This is a genomic window from Paenibacillus taichungensis (genome assembly GCF_050994985.1).
In the GTDB taxonomy this organism is placed as follows: Bacteria; Bacillota; Bacilli; order Paenibacillales; family Paenibacillaceae; genus Paenibacillus; species Paenibacillus taichungensis.
The window spans coordinates 592,505-608,391 of sequence record NZ_CP194720.1 but is presented as its reverse complement, the minus strand read 5'-3'; the positions used below and the strand labels follow the sequence as shown (position 1 = coordinate 608,391).

13 protein-coding genes and 1 pseudogene are annotated in these 15,887 nt (G+C 45.9%); 4 read left to right on the top strand and 10 right to left on the bottom strand.

The window, feature by feature from the left end:
- Nucleotides 1–143 precede the first annotated feature (143 nt).
- The 3 genes and pseudogenes from ACR1R9_RS02860 (at nt 144) to ilvD (ending at nt 3,560) form a co-directional block, all read left to right on the top strand.
- Nucleotides 144–1,196: an acyltransferase family protein gene (locus tag ACR1R9_RS02860; protein WP_433921811.1), complete on the top strand. Its 1,053-nt coding sequence runs from the start codon at nt 144–146 to the stop codon at nt 1,194–1,196.
- 112 nt (nt 1,197–1,308) lie between these two features.
- Nucleotides 1,309–1,557: pseudogene (locus tag ACR1R9_RS02855) on the top strand (KGG domain-containing protein); the annotation flags it as partial.
- 317 nt (nt 1,558–1,874) lie between these two features.
- Nucleotides 1,875–3,560, top strand: coding sequence for a dihydroxy-acid dehydratase (ilvD, locus tag ACR1R9_RS02850; RefSeq protein WP_076287775.1), 1,686 nt, complete (start codon nt 1,875–1,877; stop codon nt 3,558–3,560).
- Between the two features lie 107 nt (nt 3,561–3,667).
- On the opposite strand, the gene ACR1R9_RS02845 is transcribed toward ilvD, so the two are convergent.
- On the bottom strand, nt 3,668–5,068 hold the full coding sequence (locus ACR1R9_RS02845; protein ID WP_076287774.1) for a polysaccharide deacetylase family protein: 1,401 nt from the start codon (nt 5,066–5,068) through the stop codon (nt 3,668–3,670).
- A 186-nt stretch (nt 5,069–5,254) separates the two neighbouring features.
- Between ACR1R9_RS02845 and ACR1R9_RS02840 the strand changes: the two genes are divergently transcribed.
- Complete coding sequence (locus tag ACR1R9_RS02840) at nt 5,255–6,451, top strand: AI-2E family transporter (RefSeq protein ID WP_076287773.1); 1,197 nt, start codon at nt 5,255–5,257, stop codon at nt 6,449–6,451.
- Here the strand turns inward: ACR1R9_RS02840 and ACR1R9_RS02835 are convergent.
- The 9 genes from ACR1R9_RS02835 to ACR1R9_RS02795 all read right to left on the bottom strand — a co-directional run bounded on the left by ACR1R9_RS02835 (nt 6,430) and on the right by ACR1R9_RS02795 (nt 15,720).
- Nucleotides 6,430–8,238 carry a peptidoglycan D,D-transpeptidase FtsI family protein gene (locus tag ACR1R9_RS02835; protein ID WP_433921812.1) on the bottom strand — a complete coding sequence of 603 codons (1,809 nt, stop codon included), beginning with the start codon at nt 8,236–8,238 and terminating at the stop codon, nt 6,430–6,432. The genes ACR1R9_RS02840 and ACR1R9_RS02835 overlap by 22 nt on opposite strands.
- Nucleotides 8,239–8,361: 123 nt before the next feature.
- Nucleotides 8,362–10,644, bottom strand: a complete 2,283-nt coding sequence (locus ACR1R9_RS02830; RefSeq protein ID WP_076287771.1) for a methyl-accepting chemotaxis protein — start codon at nt 10,642–10,644, stop codon at nt 8,362–8,364.
- Between the two features lie 235 nt (nt 10,645–10,879).
- Complete coding sequence (locus ACR1R9_RS02825) at nt 10,880–12,208, bottom strand: peptidase U32 family protein (RefSeq protein ID WP_076287770.1); 1,329 nt, start codon at nt 12,206–12,208, stop codon at nt 10,880–10,882.
- Between the two features lie 17 nt (nt 12,209–12,225).
- A complete protein-coding gene (locus ACR1R9_RS02820; protein WP_433921813.1) occupies nt 12,226–13,155 on the bottom strand; it encodes a peptidase U32 family protein in 930 nt (309 codons plus the stop codon).
- A 15-nt stretch (nt 13,156–13,170) separates the two neighbouring features.
- Nucleotides 13,171–14,211, bottom strand: a complete 1,041-nt coding sequence (mltG, locus tag ACR1R9_RS02815) for an endolytic transglycosylase MltG (RefSeq protein WP_257219492.1) — start codon at nt 14,209–14,211, stop codon at nt 13,171–13,173.
- Between the two features lie 79 nt (nt 14,212–14,290).
- Nucleotides 14,291–14,605, bottom strand: a complete 315-nt coding sequence (locus ACR1R9_RS02810) for a DUF1292 domain-containing protein (protein WP_024633076.1) — start codon at nt 14,603–14,605, stop codon at nt 14,291–14,293.
- A complete protein-coding gene (locus ACR1R9_RS02805) occupies nt 14,606–14,905 on the bottom strand; it encodes a DUF1292 domain-containing protein (protein ID WP_024633075.1) in 300 nt (99 codons plus the stop codon).
- 12 nt (nt 14,906–14,917) lie between these two features.
- Complete coding sequence (gene ruvX, locus ACR1R9_RS02800) at nt 14,918–15,334, bottom strand: Holliday junction resolvase RuvX (RefSeq protein ID WP_076287768.1); 417 nt, start codon at nt 15,332–15,334, stop codon at nt 14,918–14,920.
- Nucleotides 15,335–15,459: 125 nt separating this feature from the next.
- Nucleotides 15,460–15,720, bottom strand: a complete 261-nt coding sequence (locus ACR1R9_RS02795) for an IreB family regulatory phosphoprotein (protein WP_024633073.1) — start codon at nt 15,718–15,720, stop codon at nt 15,460–15,462.
- Between the last annotated feature and the right edge of the window lie 167 nt (nt 15,721–15,887).

Genomic DNA, 15,887 nt, shown 5'->3' with positions numbered 1-15,887 from the left:
GGAGCGTTCATTTTGTTGTCACAGCTTTGAGAAAGGATAGCGCTTTCTCATGTGAAATATATCACAATTAATGTTACACATCCATATTACCCTTATTACAGTACCAGATTGCAATCGCCAAGGGTTATCAGGAGGGCTACAACATGAACAAACCGACCATCATTCACGACGATCAGGATTCCTTTTTTTATAACTTACGCTTTATGCTCATTGTCTGTGTACTAGCGGGCAATGCTCTTGAACCAATCATTACACGTTTTGCAGGAGCAGAGGCTATGTTTCTGTGGATATATACGTTTCACATGCCGCTATTTGTATGGGTAACTGGCTACTTTGCCAGACATTCACTCAAAGGTACTTCTGGCCGCAATGTGCTTAAGCAAATTGCATTACAGTACCTGCTGTTTCAGTCTCTATATGCAGTAATGGATTACACCGTATTCCACACACCGCATATGCGGTTTTCTTTCTTTGCACCTTATCTATTGCTCTGGTTTCTGGCAAGTCATTTCTGCTGGCGGCTATTGCTTCGTCTTACACTCTCCTGGAAACCAATCTATAGATTACTCGGTGCCGTGATGCTGGGAGTATGTGCCGGATATTTGCCCATTGACGGTTTCTGGCTGAGCTTCAGCCGAACGTTTGTATTTCTTCCTTTCTTTGTTATCGGGTATGACTACGGAGCGTCCATCCGCTCCCATTTGCGATCCGGCTGGGGCCGAAGAATTGCAGCTACGTTATCTGCTGCTCTTCTTGGTTGGATTGGACTTGGAGGGCTCAACATTTCACCAGGCTGGTTACTGGGAAGCATGACATACGCAGAGCTCGGACATCATGAGTGGTTTGCAGGAATTTACCGACTTGGAATCTATGCACTTGAAATTGGATCAGGAGCATTATTTCTCGCATGGGTCCCTTCATTAACATCCAGATTGACTGATTTGGGACGACGCACTCTGTATGTGTTCCTTTTACATGGATTTCTCGTTCGCTTGGCGGTCTGGTCCGGGGTTTACAACTATATGGAGACCAGCTTGTACATTCCGGTAATTGTCTCCATTGCGTTATTGTTCGCTATAACGCTGGCCCACCCAGCCGTCCGTCATGCCTTTCGGCCACTCATTGAGCCAGATATTGCCCGCTTTCACTTCAATCGTCAGGGGGTATTAAAACGTTCAGCATCCTGGTTTAGATGAACTGTAATCCTGCTCCTTTTCATCAACATCAACTTGTTTCAGGCTGGAAATTATGTGGTAAGTAGGAATACGCGCTACAACAATCTACTTATGATATAAGGAGTGATTTGTAATGGCACGTCCACAGACGTCTGAACACAAAATGAGTCGCGAGGAAGCGGGTAGATTAGGTGGCAAGGCCACCTCCAAAAAACATGATCGGAGCTTCTACCAAATGATAGGTAAAAAAGGTGGAGAAGCGACTTCAGATGCGCACGATTCTCAGTTCTATAAGGAAATTGGACGTAAGGGTGGAGAAGCAACTTCCGACACTCATAATAAAGAATTCTATCGGGAGATTGGCCGCAAAGGCGGGAGTAGTTAGCCAATCCCCATGGGTAGCGGTGAAAGATCACTTGAGGCAGTGCATCAAAATCAAGAAAGCTTCATTCCACTAATGGATTGAAGCTTCTTTCTATTGAATTGTAGAAATATGACGACGGTTGTGATAGACTCTATAGAAAAACCGGGTTGTTCACGGGTTTAAAGCAGCAAAGAACTTCGCAAACTACGGGAAGCTCGAAACCAGTATCACTGGTCTATTTTTTTAGAGTACGGATGAAATTAAACGACAGATGCACTGCCATTTATATTTCCATTCATGTTGCTCAATATTATAAATTTGGGGGGAAATACACCATGTCAGCCAAGAAGATGCGTTCCGATATGATCAAAAAAGGTTTTGACCGTGCACCGCACCGCAGTTTGCTCCGCGCAGCGGGCGTTAAAGAAGAGGACTTTGGCAAACCATTTATTGCCGTTTGTAACTCTTACATCGATATCGTGCCCGGCCATGTCCACCTGCAGGAATTCGGTAAAATTGTAAAGGAAGCTATTCGTGAAGCCGGTGGCGTTCCATTCGAATTCAACACCATCGGAGTTGACGACGGAATCGCCATGGGACACATTGGTATGCGTTACTCGCTGCCAAGCCGTGACATTATCGCGGATTCCGTGGAAACCGTTGTATCTGCACACTGGTTCGACGGCATGGTATGTATCCCGAACTGTGACAAAATCACACCAGGCATGATGATGGGCGCACTCCGCTGTAATATCCCTACTGTGTTTGTCAGCGGCGGTCCAATGAAGGCAGGTCGTGACAGCAACGGTAAAGCTCTGTCCCTGACTTCCGTATTTGAAGGCGTAGGTGCTTATCAAGCTGGTAAAATCGATGACAAGAGCTTGCTTGAACTTGAACAGTTCGGCTGTCCAACATGTGGATCATGCTCCGGTATGTTTACCGCGAACTCCATGAACTGTCTGGCTGAAGCGATGGGACTGGCTATGCCAGGTAACGGAACCATCCTGGCTGTTGCTCCTGAGCGTCGTGAGTTTGTTAAACAATCTGCTAAACAACTGATGGAACTCATCAAAATGGATCTGAAACCACGCGATATCGTTACTGTAGAAGCCATCGACAATGCTTTTGCACTGGATATGGCTATGGGTGGTTCCACGAATACGGTACTTCATACATTGGCACTGGCTCATGAAGCAGGCATTGATTATCCAATCGAGCGAATCAATGAAGTTGCTAACCGCGTTCCTCACTTGGCCAAATTGGCACCCGCTTCCGATCTTCACATCGAAGATGTTCACAATGCGGGTGGCGTAAGTGCAGTTCTGAACGAATTGCTCAAGAAACCAGGTGCAATTCATGGCGACTGTATCACAGTAACAGGTAAAACGATCCGTGAGAACGTTGAAGGTCAGGAAATCCAAGATACAAATGTCATCCATCACCTGGATAACCCGCATTCCGAAAAAGGCGGCTTGGCTGTATTGTTTGGTAACCTTGCACCTCAAGGTGCCATCATCAAGGTTGGTGCTGTTGACGCTTCGGTTGGCGGATATCACAAAGGTCCTGCTATTTGCTTCGACTCCCAGGAACAAGCGCTGGAAGGTATTGCGAACGGCAAAGTAAAAGAAGGACATGTTGTTGTTATCCGTTATGAAGGACCAAAAGGCGGACCAGGTATGCCTGAGATGCTCGCTCCTACTTCTCAGATCGTAGGTATGGGCCTTGGTGCCAAAGTAGGTCTGATCACCGACGGACGCTTCTCTGGGGCATCCCGCGGAATCAGTATCGGACATATCTCTCCGGAAGCTGCTGAAGGCGGTCCAATCGCTTTTGTTGAAGAAGGAGACATCATTGAACTTGATCTGAACAACCGCATCATTGAATTGCATATCAGTGACGAAGAATTCGAACGTCGTCGCGCAGGTTGGAAAGGCTTTGAGCCGAAAGTAAAAACCGGTTACCTCGCTCGTTATTCCAAACTGGTAACGAATGCAAGCAACGGCGGCGTACTGAGTATCTAATTCAAGTATGAGATATCCGGTGAATTTCTATATCGGAAACATAAATAAAGGGTTGCTCTTCAGCCGACTTCGGCGAAGGGCAACCCTTTTCTTTATTTATTTCGCATTCAGTTTCGTTCAGGTACAAAATCCTGTTCAGGAACCAACAATTCCTCTGAGGACTGTTCCACTGTCGCTGCTACCATTGCGTGCTGACCATATCGATCCAGCAGTACATCAAGCGGCATGGCAATCATTTTGGGAACCAATTGTTCGGATCGCTGCTTCAGACGTTTCGTTCCAGCCGGATGAATGACGCTTAGCAGAAGTTTCAGATATACTTTGGATGCAGAACTGAACGGACCAGGAGCTAACTCCCGAACCGTAAACCCAAATTTCTCCGGTCCCCGGTTAATCATACTCACACCGTATAGAGCCTTGGCTGAACGAAGTTCAGGTTCAAGTGCGACCTGCCGGGCCAAATCAGGAAGCTGCTGTTCCATGGCCCGAATCATGCGAATGGCCAGATGCATACTTGAGCGTGAAGTCATACCTAGATCGAAAAGCTTTTTATTATCAAAATGAAGTTCTATAACCGGATCTCCGTTACGAATCACATGACCGTCATTCATTTCAACCAATGCTCCATGATATACGCGGGAGCGGTAGTGTAACAATGGGTCCTCTGGCGATGCTGTATGCAAATGGTATACCCAATGAAACAACTTCTCCCAGCCTAGCCATAACGCAACAACCATACGTTTCCAAGGTGATAAATGTGTTTGTGGTTGACCTGTACTTTTAGATTCGCTCACCGTAACGCCTCCCATCAACGTATCGATGCGTACACTGTGCAAATGCTGCCTGTTTGCTTCCTGCAATACGACTTCGAGCGCCTGAAGCATCTGCTCCGGCGCGTGTGCATCAGCGCCTAGAGTAGTCCCTCGATCATGCAGTAACATGACCTCTCCGCCCCTTAGCTCCTTCAACATCCGTTCCGTCAATTTCTCAACGCCCACACTGCTTCTCCAGTCCTCAAACATGGACGACCACAGAATAATACGGCGATCTTTTTTACTGAAGAAATCAAACAGATTCATAATGCCCCATGGTGGACGATAATAACAAGTTTTTACCCCCGTTACCCCTTGAATAATCTGACCTGTTCGTTGAATTTGATCTCGAACCGTACGCGGCCGCATCAACCAATTCGTTTTATGAATATAATTATGAATTCCGAGAAGATGACCTTCCTCATGTATACGCTGAATAAGCTCGGGATGACGGGCTGCATGCTCGCCGACTACAAAAAACGTTGCCTTTGCTTCATACTGACGCAGTAAATCAAGCAATCTGGGTGTGTATTCCGGGTCCGGCCCATCATCAAATGTTAAGGAAAACTCCGTCTCACTTCTCCCGCGCCTGAACACACGAAAACCGAAAAGTCTGCTAACTAAACTCGGAATAAAGGCGTAAAACGATGAAATGTACAATAACCACAGTAATATGCTCTGAAGTAAATTTGTCATGCTACAAACTCCCCGCTTCTCTTGCTGAATTACCGTGCCATAATATAGCACTAACCAAAATAAACCGCCTTTAATTTTATCATAATTCAGCCTTTTCTTGAATCCTCTTTTCCCAAAAAGATAGCTATCGTGTACAATAAATGCATCCTAATTTTTACCTTAATGACGTATAAAGGAGCCCTGCCCATGCTGCCGCTTTACAAAAAATACGGGCGCACCGTCTTTGACATTGCGCTGCTCGTATTAACCGTGTACTTTATCATGTACGGTTTCAGTCGATTATATCAATTGGCTGCGCCAGTTTTTCTTTCATTTATAGTGTATTGGATGATCGAACCTCTGGCAAGATTTCTGCATCGCAAAGGATTGCCCAAAACCTTGGGTGCCGCCATTTCAGTGTTATTGTTTCTTGCAGTTATTGTTGCTGCCTTTTTTGGATTGGGATTAATTATCGTATCCCAAATTTCTAATTTGCAAGATAATTTCCCTTATTATATCGAGATGATTCAGCGTGAATTCACCAATCTGGTTTATTTCATCCAGGACAAGTCTGATGCCTTACCTGACGGAATAACCGATAAGGTTAATGACTATTTTGCTACACTGACTGGATTCCTCTCCAAATGGGTAACCAGCGGTGCGCAATTCGTCATCGGTTTTCTCAGTTCATTTTCTTCCTTTATTACTAATTTCGGGATTGCCATTATTCTCGCGTTCTTTCTCAGCATTGAAATTGAATCCTGGCGGAAATTTGCCCGGGCCAAAACGCCAAAAACGTTGAAGCTGGCTATTGATTTTATGCGTAATCATGTATTCAAGACGATCCGTTCGTATTTGAAGGCCCAGATGATTATGATGCTGATTACTTTTGTATTGATTTATGCAGGCTTGTTAATTCTGGGAACTGCCAATGCCTTCACCATCGCAGCCATCTGCGCCGTTTTTGACCTTGTACCTTTACTGGGTGTTCCAGTTATATTCATTCCGTGGATTGTGTATCTGTTCATTGTGGGGAATAGCAGCCTTGCGATTGGCCTAATTGTAGTTCTTGCTGTAACCATGCTGACACGCCAATTGCTGGAGCCCAAAATATCGGGTAATTCAATCGGAGTCTCTTCCGCTTACTTGATGCTTTCTTTTATGCTGATCTCGCTCTCCGTCTTTGGCCTAGCCGGTGTGGTATTGTCTCCGGTGCTGCTGATTCTGCTCAAAGAACTACTGCAACAAGGATATCTCCAGCAATGGATTCACTTGCCGAAGGATGAATTCGAATCTTCCCCATTAGTGATGGACACACCGGGTAGCACCACCTCTGGTATGAATGCTGAGCCTTCGGTGCAAGAACCTGCTCCTCCCGGTAATTATGAGGATTCAGCTAAATAGTCCATCACTTTTCTGAACATCGCCGTTGCTTGATGACGGCTACTTGGAGCAACGTTTTGGACAAGGACAGCTACAGCATATTTGGGATGTTCCGTAGGCCCATACCCGATAAACCATTGATGGTTACGTTTCTCTCCGCGCTGCTGTACCTGTGCTGTGCCTGACTTCCCTGCCACCTGCCACCGTGCATGTTGCAGGGATTTTCCCGTTCCGTCACTAACGACCTTCTTCATCCAAGATAACAGCTGATGCGCTGTAGCTGGAGAGATCCGTCCTGCTGAAGATGGTGAATCATGTATCGGCATATCCAGCATCGTATCGCCATCAGCATATCGGATACGCTGAACAAGGCGTGGAGCACTCACCTTGCCATCATGCAAGAGTGTAATGATCAGATTGGCCGCTTGTAATGGAGTCACCAGAACGTCCCGCTGACCGATAGCCGTCTGTACCTTGGCTCCTTCATCCTGAGGAGACACGGATGGCAGTCTCACTCTTCCTGCTTCCTCGTGATCAAAATGATGCAGTACCGACATACCTGCGACCTGCTTCCCCTCCCAGCCAACTGGACGCGCCAATCCCAAAGCATCCGCCGTACGTTCCAACTGCTCCATACTTAACCGACGAGCAGTTTCAGCAAAAACAATATTGCAGGATTCGGCAAATCCCTGCTCTAGATTCAATGTACCATGTCCATGCTCCTTCCAGCATGACAGACCATATTTCCCCCACTCACCACCACAATGGAAAGTCTCCCCTTTGGATACAGCGTGATATTCCAACGCTGCCGCTGCTGTAACGATTTTGAATATGGAACCCGGTACAGCCCCCTGCACGGCACGATTTGACCAAGCCGTTTGTTTGGGGTCCACATGCTGCGGATCATAGAACGGCGCCGAAACCATTGCACGTACGTCTGCATTGGCTGCATCCAGCACAACGATAGCTCCTTCCTTCATTCCGGACTTCTTCACAATCTGCTCTATCCCTTGCTGCACATCGATATTGATCGTCGTCTCTGCATGCAATGGATAGTGTGTATTGGAGGGGGCAATCACGCGTGGCTGGATATTCGGAATAACTTCTCCTGAACCTGTAACCATGCGTGTTAACAGGGTAGGCCCAATGCCCATCAATAAAGGCTCCATTGTTCTTTCCAACCCAGCTGCTCCAGATTTCATGGCAAAAGGCTGCTTCACCTCATTTTTGTGACCCGACTGCACATTCGAGAACCCAGGCTGTTCAGCAAGATAACCCAACCATTGCATGCCCGTAGCTGCTTGTCCATAACGTGTCATGAGAGGATACACACTCGCTCCGTCTGCCTTCAATTCACGTAGTCGGGCAACCTGAGAATCGGTCAACGTACTCGGCTGTTTGGCACCTGCTGTCCAGAAATGGGGTGCGTTTCCTTGACTCCATTCCTTTTGTAACGACTTCACATCAGTATGTAAGAGAGCCGCCAATTCCTTAACTTCCGAATTTGCCATTGTGGATAGATATGCATGACTTGTTTGATCTGAATGCGGAAAAAGCACCAACCCCCATTCCAGCTTGCCTGTTAAGGGTTGACCCTTATAATCGGTAAACTGTCCTCGTCCCGTATCCAGTACCACTCCACGCTCTCGCTGCAATACAGACATTTCACGAACGGTACGTTGAAATCCTGGCATCGTGCGGTTGATTTGAATGCCCTGAACCCAAGCCAAACGAATCATAAGCAAAATAAACAAACCCGTAAGAAGAATACATGTAATATAAATGCGCCGCTTCAGTTGTACATGCATCAGGACACCCCGTTCAGCGTTTTGGCATAGTATTCTTTATTCGGAATGGAATTATTCGGCAACAACAAGAAAACCTGTCCCTTATTAGGGACAGGCTTCTCAAATGAAGCAAACAGGTTCAAATTAGACTGTAAAGCGAGACAATGTATCTTTCAATTCTGTCGATACATTCTCTAGTTTTGCTGACAAATTCACCAGTTGGTTGCTGATATTTTGTTGTTCACTGCTCAAGGAGGCAACTTCCTGGGACGTTGCAGAAGATTGTTCAGCTACTGCGCTGACATTACTCATCGCTTCGGACAACGTACCTTGAGATTGATTCAAATCTCCGATTGAGCCGGTGACCATGCTCAGACTCTCAACAAAAGCACCCATTTGTTGCTGTACTGAAGCAAATATTACATTGGTATCTTTTACGGCATCCATCTGTTCCTTAAATAATGGATAAGCTGCAGACAGTTGATCTACCGTCTCATTCATTTCGGTCATAATCTTGTCTGTAATGTCGCCGACCATATCAATGGACTGTCTGGATTGTTCAGCCAACTGACGAACCTCATTTGCTACCACCATGAACCCGCGTCCGGCTGTACCAGCACGAGCGGCTTCAATTGTTGCATTCAAGGAGAGAATGTTCGTTTGTTTGGTAATATTCTGCATGACGTCAAGCACCTTCAGAACAGAGGATGTGCTCTCTTTCAAGGAATCCACTTTGTTTACCAACGCACCAATCATTTCTTCTGTCTTCTGTGTTTTGGTCATCAACTGGTTCAGATGCTGTGTACCTGTCTGACTGGATTTCTCTACATGGCGGGCTGAATCACCCATTTGTTCATTTGCGGCGACCACACTCTCCATCTGACGGGAGATATTGTCGGTCAATTCGTTTCCACGCTCCGCTTCTGTTGCCAAACTGCTTGCTCCACCTGCAATTTCTTCAGTGGCAACGGCAATCTCTGAAGCAGAGACTGCTGTTTTCTTGGATGCACTGCTTAGCTCAGAAGCAGTATCCAATACTTCCTGTGCAGATCGGTTGGTTTGCTCCACGAGTTTCGTAATTTGCTCCATCATCAGATTGAATGCAGCCGATAATTGGCCAATTTCATCCTGGGAGCTATAAGGTGTACGCACCTTGAGGTTCCCTTTTGCACCTTCTTGCATCAGATCTTTCAATTTGCCCATTGGGCGGGCAATCATACGAACCATCCAAATACCGATCAGTATCGCAATAACGGCATCAATCAATGCCATCCACAAAGTCAGTGTAAGAATACCCTTGGCATCTTTCACCAGGATCGAAGTTGGAACCATCCCAATCAGTTTCCAATCAGATGTATCCATGGTGCTGTATGAAGCCAGCATATTGGTTGAATTTCCATCCACCGTATACTCCGTATTCGTGCTGCCGGATTTTTCTTTCAACTCTTTTATAAATGCCAAATCTGTATCTTTCCCTGTACGATCAGCAATCGTTGAAGCTACTACCTTGTTGTCTGGAGCAATGAGCTGGAGGACTGCGCCCTCACCCAAGTCAAGTGATTTCAATTGCTGCTCCAGAACCTCCAATTTCAATTCAATGATTAACACATAGGACTGGGTTGTCCCTTGCAGGTTCTTCATTGAACGGGCAATTCGGAACGTTGGTGTGCTGCCATCCTCTTTGACTTCCGTTGGAAGCCAGCGATATCCACCTGCTTGTACCAGCTCGTCGTACCAGCTCTCATTCCGAATGTCGCCCATGGAAGAACTGCTGCTACCTGTGCCCATGGTAGACCTTGTTTCGTCTGTAGGCACAAGATAAATCGCTTCCATAGATTTATTCGTAAAAGCAATATTCGATAATTGTTTGTTGATGGAGCTTGAATTCACAAACGTATCATATGCTGACAAATTCTTATCAGACATTTTTTGAAGCAAAGACTGCATTTCCGGATCGAAGAAAATTTGTGTAGATGTGTCTACAAACCGTTCCAGGATAATGTCCATTTTTTGTTTGGTTTGTTCAATCGTTTCCTGATTTGATCGGGATGCATTCTTCTCAATCGTATCTTTGGCTTTAGCATAGGATAATAGACCTAAACCAATAACAAAAAACATGATTCCTACAAAAAAGACCAAAAACAGCTTAACGCCTACCGATTTAACCGGATTAGCCTTCTTAATCTGTGTAAACGTGGTTCCCCCAACATTTTTCCAGTTCTGCTTTTTCAATTGGGTTTTTGTCTTGTTCCACCCCGACTTCAGCTTACCTGAGTTCAATGTAAAAGACTTTTTGCTTGAAGCATCCCCTGTCTTACTTTTAACACCTTTTTCTTTCTTCACTTTCTGAACCTTCTCGGGCTTAACCTTCTCGGGTGTTGTCAACTCTTCCCCACTGTCCTTCTGCTTCTTTTGAACCAATCCCATTCACCTGCCAGTAATTTACTTGTTAGATTTTTCTTTCTCTCCCCTATAAATATGTAGTATTCGACAGCTTTCTCCTTTCCCCTTTCGTTTTTTCGAAATTTATTACAACTTTTTTCCTATTTTTCTATAAAAAAAAGACCCCCATATACCGATATACGGAGGTCGAATTTGTAAATTTTATAACACTATATTGTTAAAACATAATATTATTTTGTTAAAAACTAGGCATTTGAACCTACTTCTTTTTTCTCATCATATCAAAGTAGGACACAGGTTGATCCACCTTCATTTTTACACGCTGTAACGGGTGACGGGCTGCATCGATTACGTTGCCTTCTTCATCCTGCAATTCCCCAACCACCTGTTTGAAAAAGTGGCCTCCCGGACCAAAAAATTCGATCTCCTGTCCAGGTTTGAAATGATTGCGCTGTTGAATGGTCGCCATTCCTGTAGCCGCATCATAGTCCATAACCAATCCAGCAAAGTCAAAAGGTACCGCTTTTTCTTCCGGTTCATAGATGTGATCCTCATGATCCGGTGTATCATAGAAAAATCCGGTATTCAGTGGACGATTCGCTGCCTTGTTCATTTCCTCTACCCACTCAGGCTTCAATACATAGTTCTCCGGGTCAGCCATATAAGAATCGATAGCCTGACGATATACGTTAACCACGGTAGCCACGTAGTGAATCGACTTCATGCGACCTTCGATTTTGAAGCTATCCACACCAACATCAATCAGCTCAGGAATATGCCCAATCATACACAGATCCTTCGAACCCATGGAAAAAGAATTGTCCTGTTCCTGGAATAGGGGCAGCTGGTTCTCGCCCAATTTGAATGGTGCAGGTGCCTGCATTTGCATTTCTTCTTCGCTGACCCACACGGTATCTTCCCGGGCATCTTCAAAGAGATCATACTTCCAGCGGCAGGATTGGCAGCAGCCACCCCGGTTGGAGTCACGATCCGTAAAATGGTTGGACAACACACAACGTCCGGAATATGACGAACACATCGCTCCATGAATAAAGGCTTCGATCTCGATATCCACATTGGCTTTGATTTCTTCAATCTCCTCAAAGCTTGTCTCACGACCAAGAACGACGCGTGGAAGACCTTCATCCTTCCAGAACTTCACAGCTTGCCAGTTCAGAGTGGATTGTTGTGTACTCAAATGCACTTCCAGACCCGGTACTGCACGCTGAGCCACTTCAATAATTGCTGGATCTGCTACGATAATAGCTGCTATTCCTGCATCATACAAGTTTTGCAAATACGCTTGAATACCTTCGATATCTTCATTATGAGCATAAATATTGGTTGCCACGAAAACTTTGGCTCCATATTTTTTGGCGAATTCCACACCCTCGCGCATTTCTTCAAAGCTGAAGTTATCCGCGTTGGAACGCAATCCGTATGCCTGTCCACCGATATACACAGCATCCGCACCATAATGGATTGCAAATTTAAGTTTTTCCAGATTGCCCGCCGGAGCAAGCAACTCCGGTTTGTCCAGACGGTTACGTTTACCCGAGAACTTCCGCTGTACCGCCACTGTTTCCATGTTGTTCACCTCGTCTATTAATACACCTGTTCTTTATAGAAAAATCCAAACGACAATTCCCGTTCAGGGTCCTGCAATTGACGAACCTCGTCCAGCCATTCTTCACAAAATGCATAAGCATCGGCATCAGCCGCATAACTATCCAGAGCTATACGGTATGCACGTACAACAGCTTCGTTATACGCAAGTGGTTTTAACATGCCTTCGATTTTAAAGCTGTGTACCCCGGCCTCCATCAACAGATGAAGATCTTCGAGAATACAGATATCCTCGGAGCTCATAATGTGAGTTCCGTTCACATCTTCATAGATCGGGAACTTCTCATCCCGACGTTCGGCCTCGATCAGAAATAAACCACGCTCTTTACCCAAATGCCCATCTACAGGACGCCCTTGATGGGACATATAACTTTGCACCAGACTCCGTTTGGAATGATAAATGTTCGTCATGCCATGCACTTGAACCTGGGCTTCTACCTTCAGGAATGGAACCATTTCCGTCAGCTCGTCCATATTCAACTCCCGAGCAAGCACAACACGACTCGCGCCTTTGGTTCCCCAGTAGTTGGCTGTTGCATAGTTGGTCGATGTCATCTCAGCGTTCCAGTGCAGCTGGATATGAGGAGCATGCTCCTTAATAGCGGCGAGCACAGAAGGGTCGTTGAACTCCACCCCATGAACACCGATTTTACCCAGTGCTTGAACATATTCAGGTAATTCCTTTAACAACTCATTGGACATCAGATTGTTCATAGACACGTATACACGAGCCTGATGTTTCGCTGCAACGGCAACGACCTCTGCTGTTTCTTCCACACTGAAGCTGCCGGGAAGACGCATGCCGAAGCGATCATCCCCAATTAACAAAGCATCTGCTCCTGCTTGAAGCAGCACCTCTGCCTCGTTCACATTTGCCGCCGTAACGAGCAGTTCATGTTTCGTACTCATATACATCCCCTCCGCTTATTGCGCAGCCTTACTTTTGGCTATATTTTGCTGATGTTCCTTATACGTTTTGGCAAACAGATGTCCAGACGAGCCATCCTTTTTCGTCACATAGAACAGATACTCCGAAGCTTCCGGATTTAGCGCTGCCTCAATGGACGGAAGACTTGGACTGGCAATTGGTCCTGGTGGCAGCCCTTTGTTCAGATACGTATTATAGGGGCTCTGTACCTTCAGATCCTTGAAAAACAACCGCTCCTTCGGCTTGTCGAGCAGATATTGCACGGTAGCATCAATCTCCAGCTTCATATCCTGATTAATCCGATTGTAGATTACCCCGGCAACCAGAGCACGTTCCTCATCCACTACAACTTCTTTTTCCACTAGTGACGCAATGGTCAGCAGTTCATGCAGGGAAAGGTTCTTCTCTTGGAGCTTGGCTTCCAAATCAGGAATGGAATTAATCTTGGTCTGAAATTCTTCCAACATCCGTTGCATCACATCATGCGTGGAACTTCCCTTTTTCAGCTCATACGTTTCCGGGAACAGATACCCTTCCAATACGTAGCGAAGTTCTTCATCCACTGGAATATTTTTGACGAAATCTACATCAAAAGCCGAAGGATCATTAGCCAGCTTGATGAATTCATCTCGATCTACGACATGCTCATAAGAAAGCTTACCCGCCATTTGCAAAACGGTATAACCCTCCGGAATCGTAAATTTCACCATTTCCTCAGGCACAACTTCACCGTTACTTAACTTATTAATAATCTCATCGTATGACACACCTGGATTTAAGGAATATGTACCTGCCATAAAATTCGATCCTTGTTTCTTCCATTTCAGGTATCCCTTAAATGCTAAACCACTTCGAATCAGACCTTCCTGCTCCAACTGGTCGGCAATTTTGGAAGTTCCTGACCCGCTCTTGATCTCGAAAACGATCGGTTCTGTGGATGCTTGTACGGGACGCATCATGCTCCAGACATATACGCCAGCGCCTCCAGCAACAACCACGACGATAAGCAGAAAGACTAAAATCGCTTTTCCTTTCAAAAAAGACACAACTCCTTTACACAACCAAAAAGAGCGGACTTCTCCGCCCTTCCGGTTTCTTCAATTTGAAGCTGATCAATCAATCTTCGTCAATGGGGAGTGTACACTCATCATACAGTTCAGAGATGTTCTCCCACTCATCATCATCGTCAATCGTAACTAATTCCGGCATGATCTGGCCTTCACTTCCCGGTAAAACCCGCAAAAGTTCAACTTCGTCATAAGGACGTAATGAACTGCGGAGCACCGCATACTGTTGGCCCTTCACTTCAAACTCAGCCAGCAGGTCATACGGATGCGATTTACCGTTCTCTTCTTCCAGCTCAACGTGAGCACCAAAAGCCAGACGCAGCGAATCTGTCCATTTCAAGTCTTCGCGGCTGTATTCTGTCATTTAGTTCGCTTCCTCTTCATCTTCTGCAAGAAATGTATTAAACGTCTCCTCGACGATATCCCATTCGGCATCATCTTGGATGACGAAAAGTTTGATATCGTCGCCCTCTTCTTCATAACGGAATGCATAAACATCCGTCTCTCCATCTTCGGGTTCAACCGGAGCAACCATCATGTACTTGGCCTCCGAACCGTCCACTTCGAATTTCATGATGACTTCGAATTCCTCTTCATTACCCTCGTCATCCGCAATGTAAATAATCTCCGATTCTTCTTCCATACCCAGTTGATCTTCAGCCATTGTTGATCCCCCTCACCTTTTACTATTGGCATCCAAATAATTTTGCAAAATCAAGCTTGCGGCCATTTTGTCCACAACCTGCTTGCGTTTTTTGCGACTGACATCCGCTTCAAGCAACGTTCGTTCTGCTGCCATGGTTGTCAGTCGTTCATCCCAAAGGTGAACAGGTAAATTCAGTTCGCCCCGCAGGCGTTCGGCAAAAGCAATGCATATTTCACCACGCGGCCCTACGGTGCCGTTCATGTTTTTGGGAAGTCCGACAACAATCTCGCCGATCTCATGCTCACGCACAAGCTCCGCAATCCGAGCGAACTCACCTTCATCCCGGCGGCGTTCAAGTACTTCCAATCCCTGGGCAGTCCAACCGAAGGCGTCACTAGCGGCAACTCCGATTCTCCGGTCCCCATAGTCCAAACCTAATATTTTCATCCATGCTCTCCCATCCTCAAGCCTGCTCAGGTCGAACAATATTCGCCTTCTCAAGCTTCAGGCTGTCTTCTGTCGGTTCATTTCCCGCTGCCTGCATAGCTGCATCACAGCGGAAGCGGTGTACATTACCGGTGATTGGCCAGATAAGAACGAACAAGCTCTTCAATCAGCTCATCACGCTCTTTTTTACGGACCAGACTGCGTGCATTGTTGTGACGAGGGATGTATGCGGGGTCTCCAGAAATCAGATACCCGACAATCTGGTTAATAGGATTATACTCCTTATCCACCAGTGCATCATATACCGTGAGAAGAATCTCTTTGGAGGATGCTTCCTGCTCGTCGGCTTTCACATTAAATTTAACCGTCTTATCCATGGAGTCCATTGATGACACCTCGCTCCTGCATGAACATGGGGACCATGTCCTGCCGAATTGATTTCTGCTTATATAATAACATATTCTGACTGCCACAAGTAAACAAAGGATAAGCCAATTGTGTTTTTTGCTTGTCCTTTACTGGCTTCAGCATATTGCATCATTCGATTCCACTC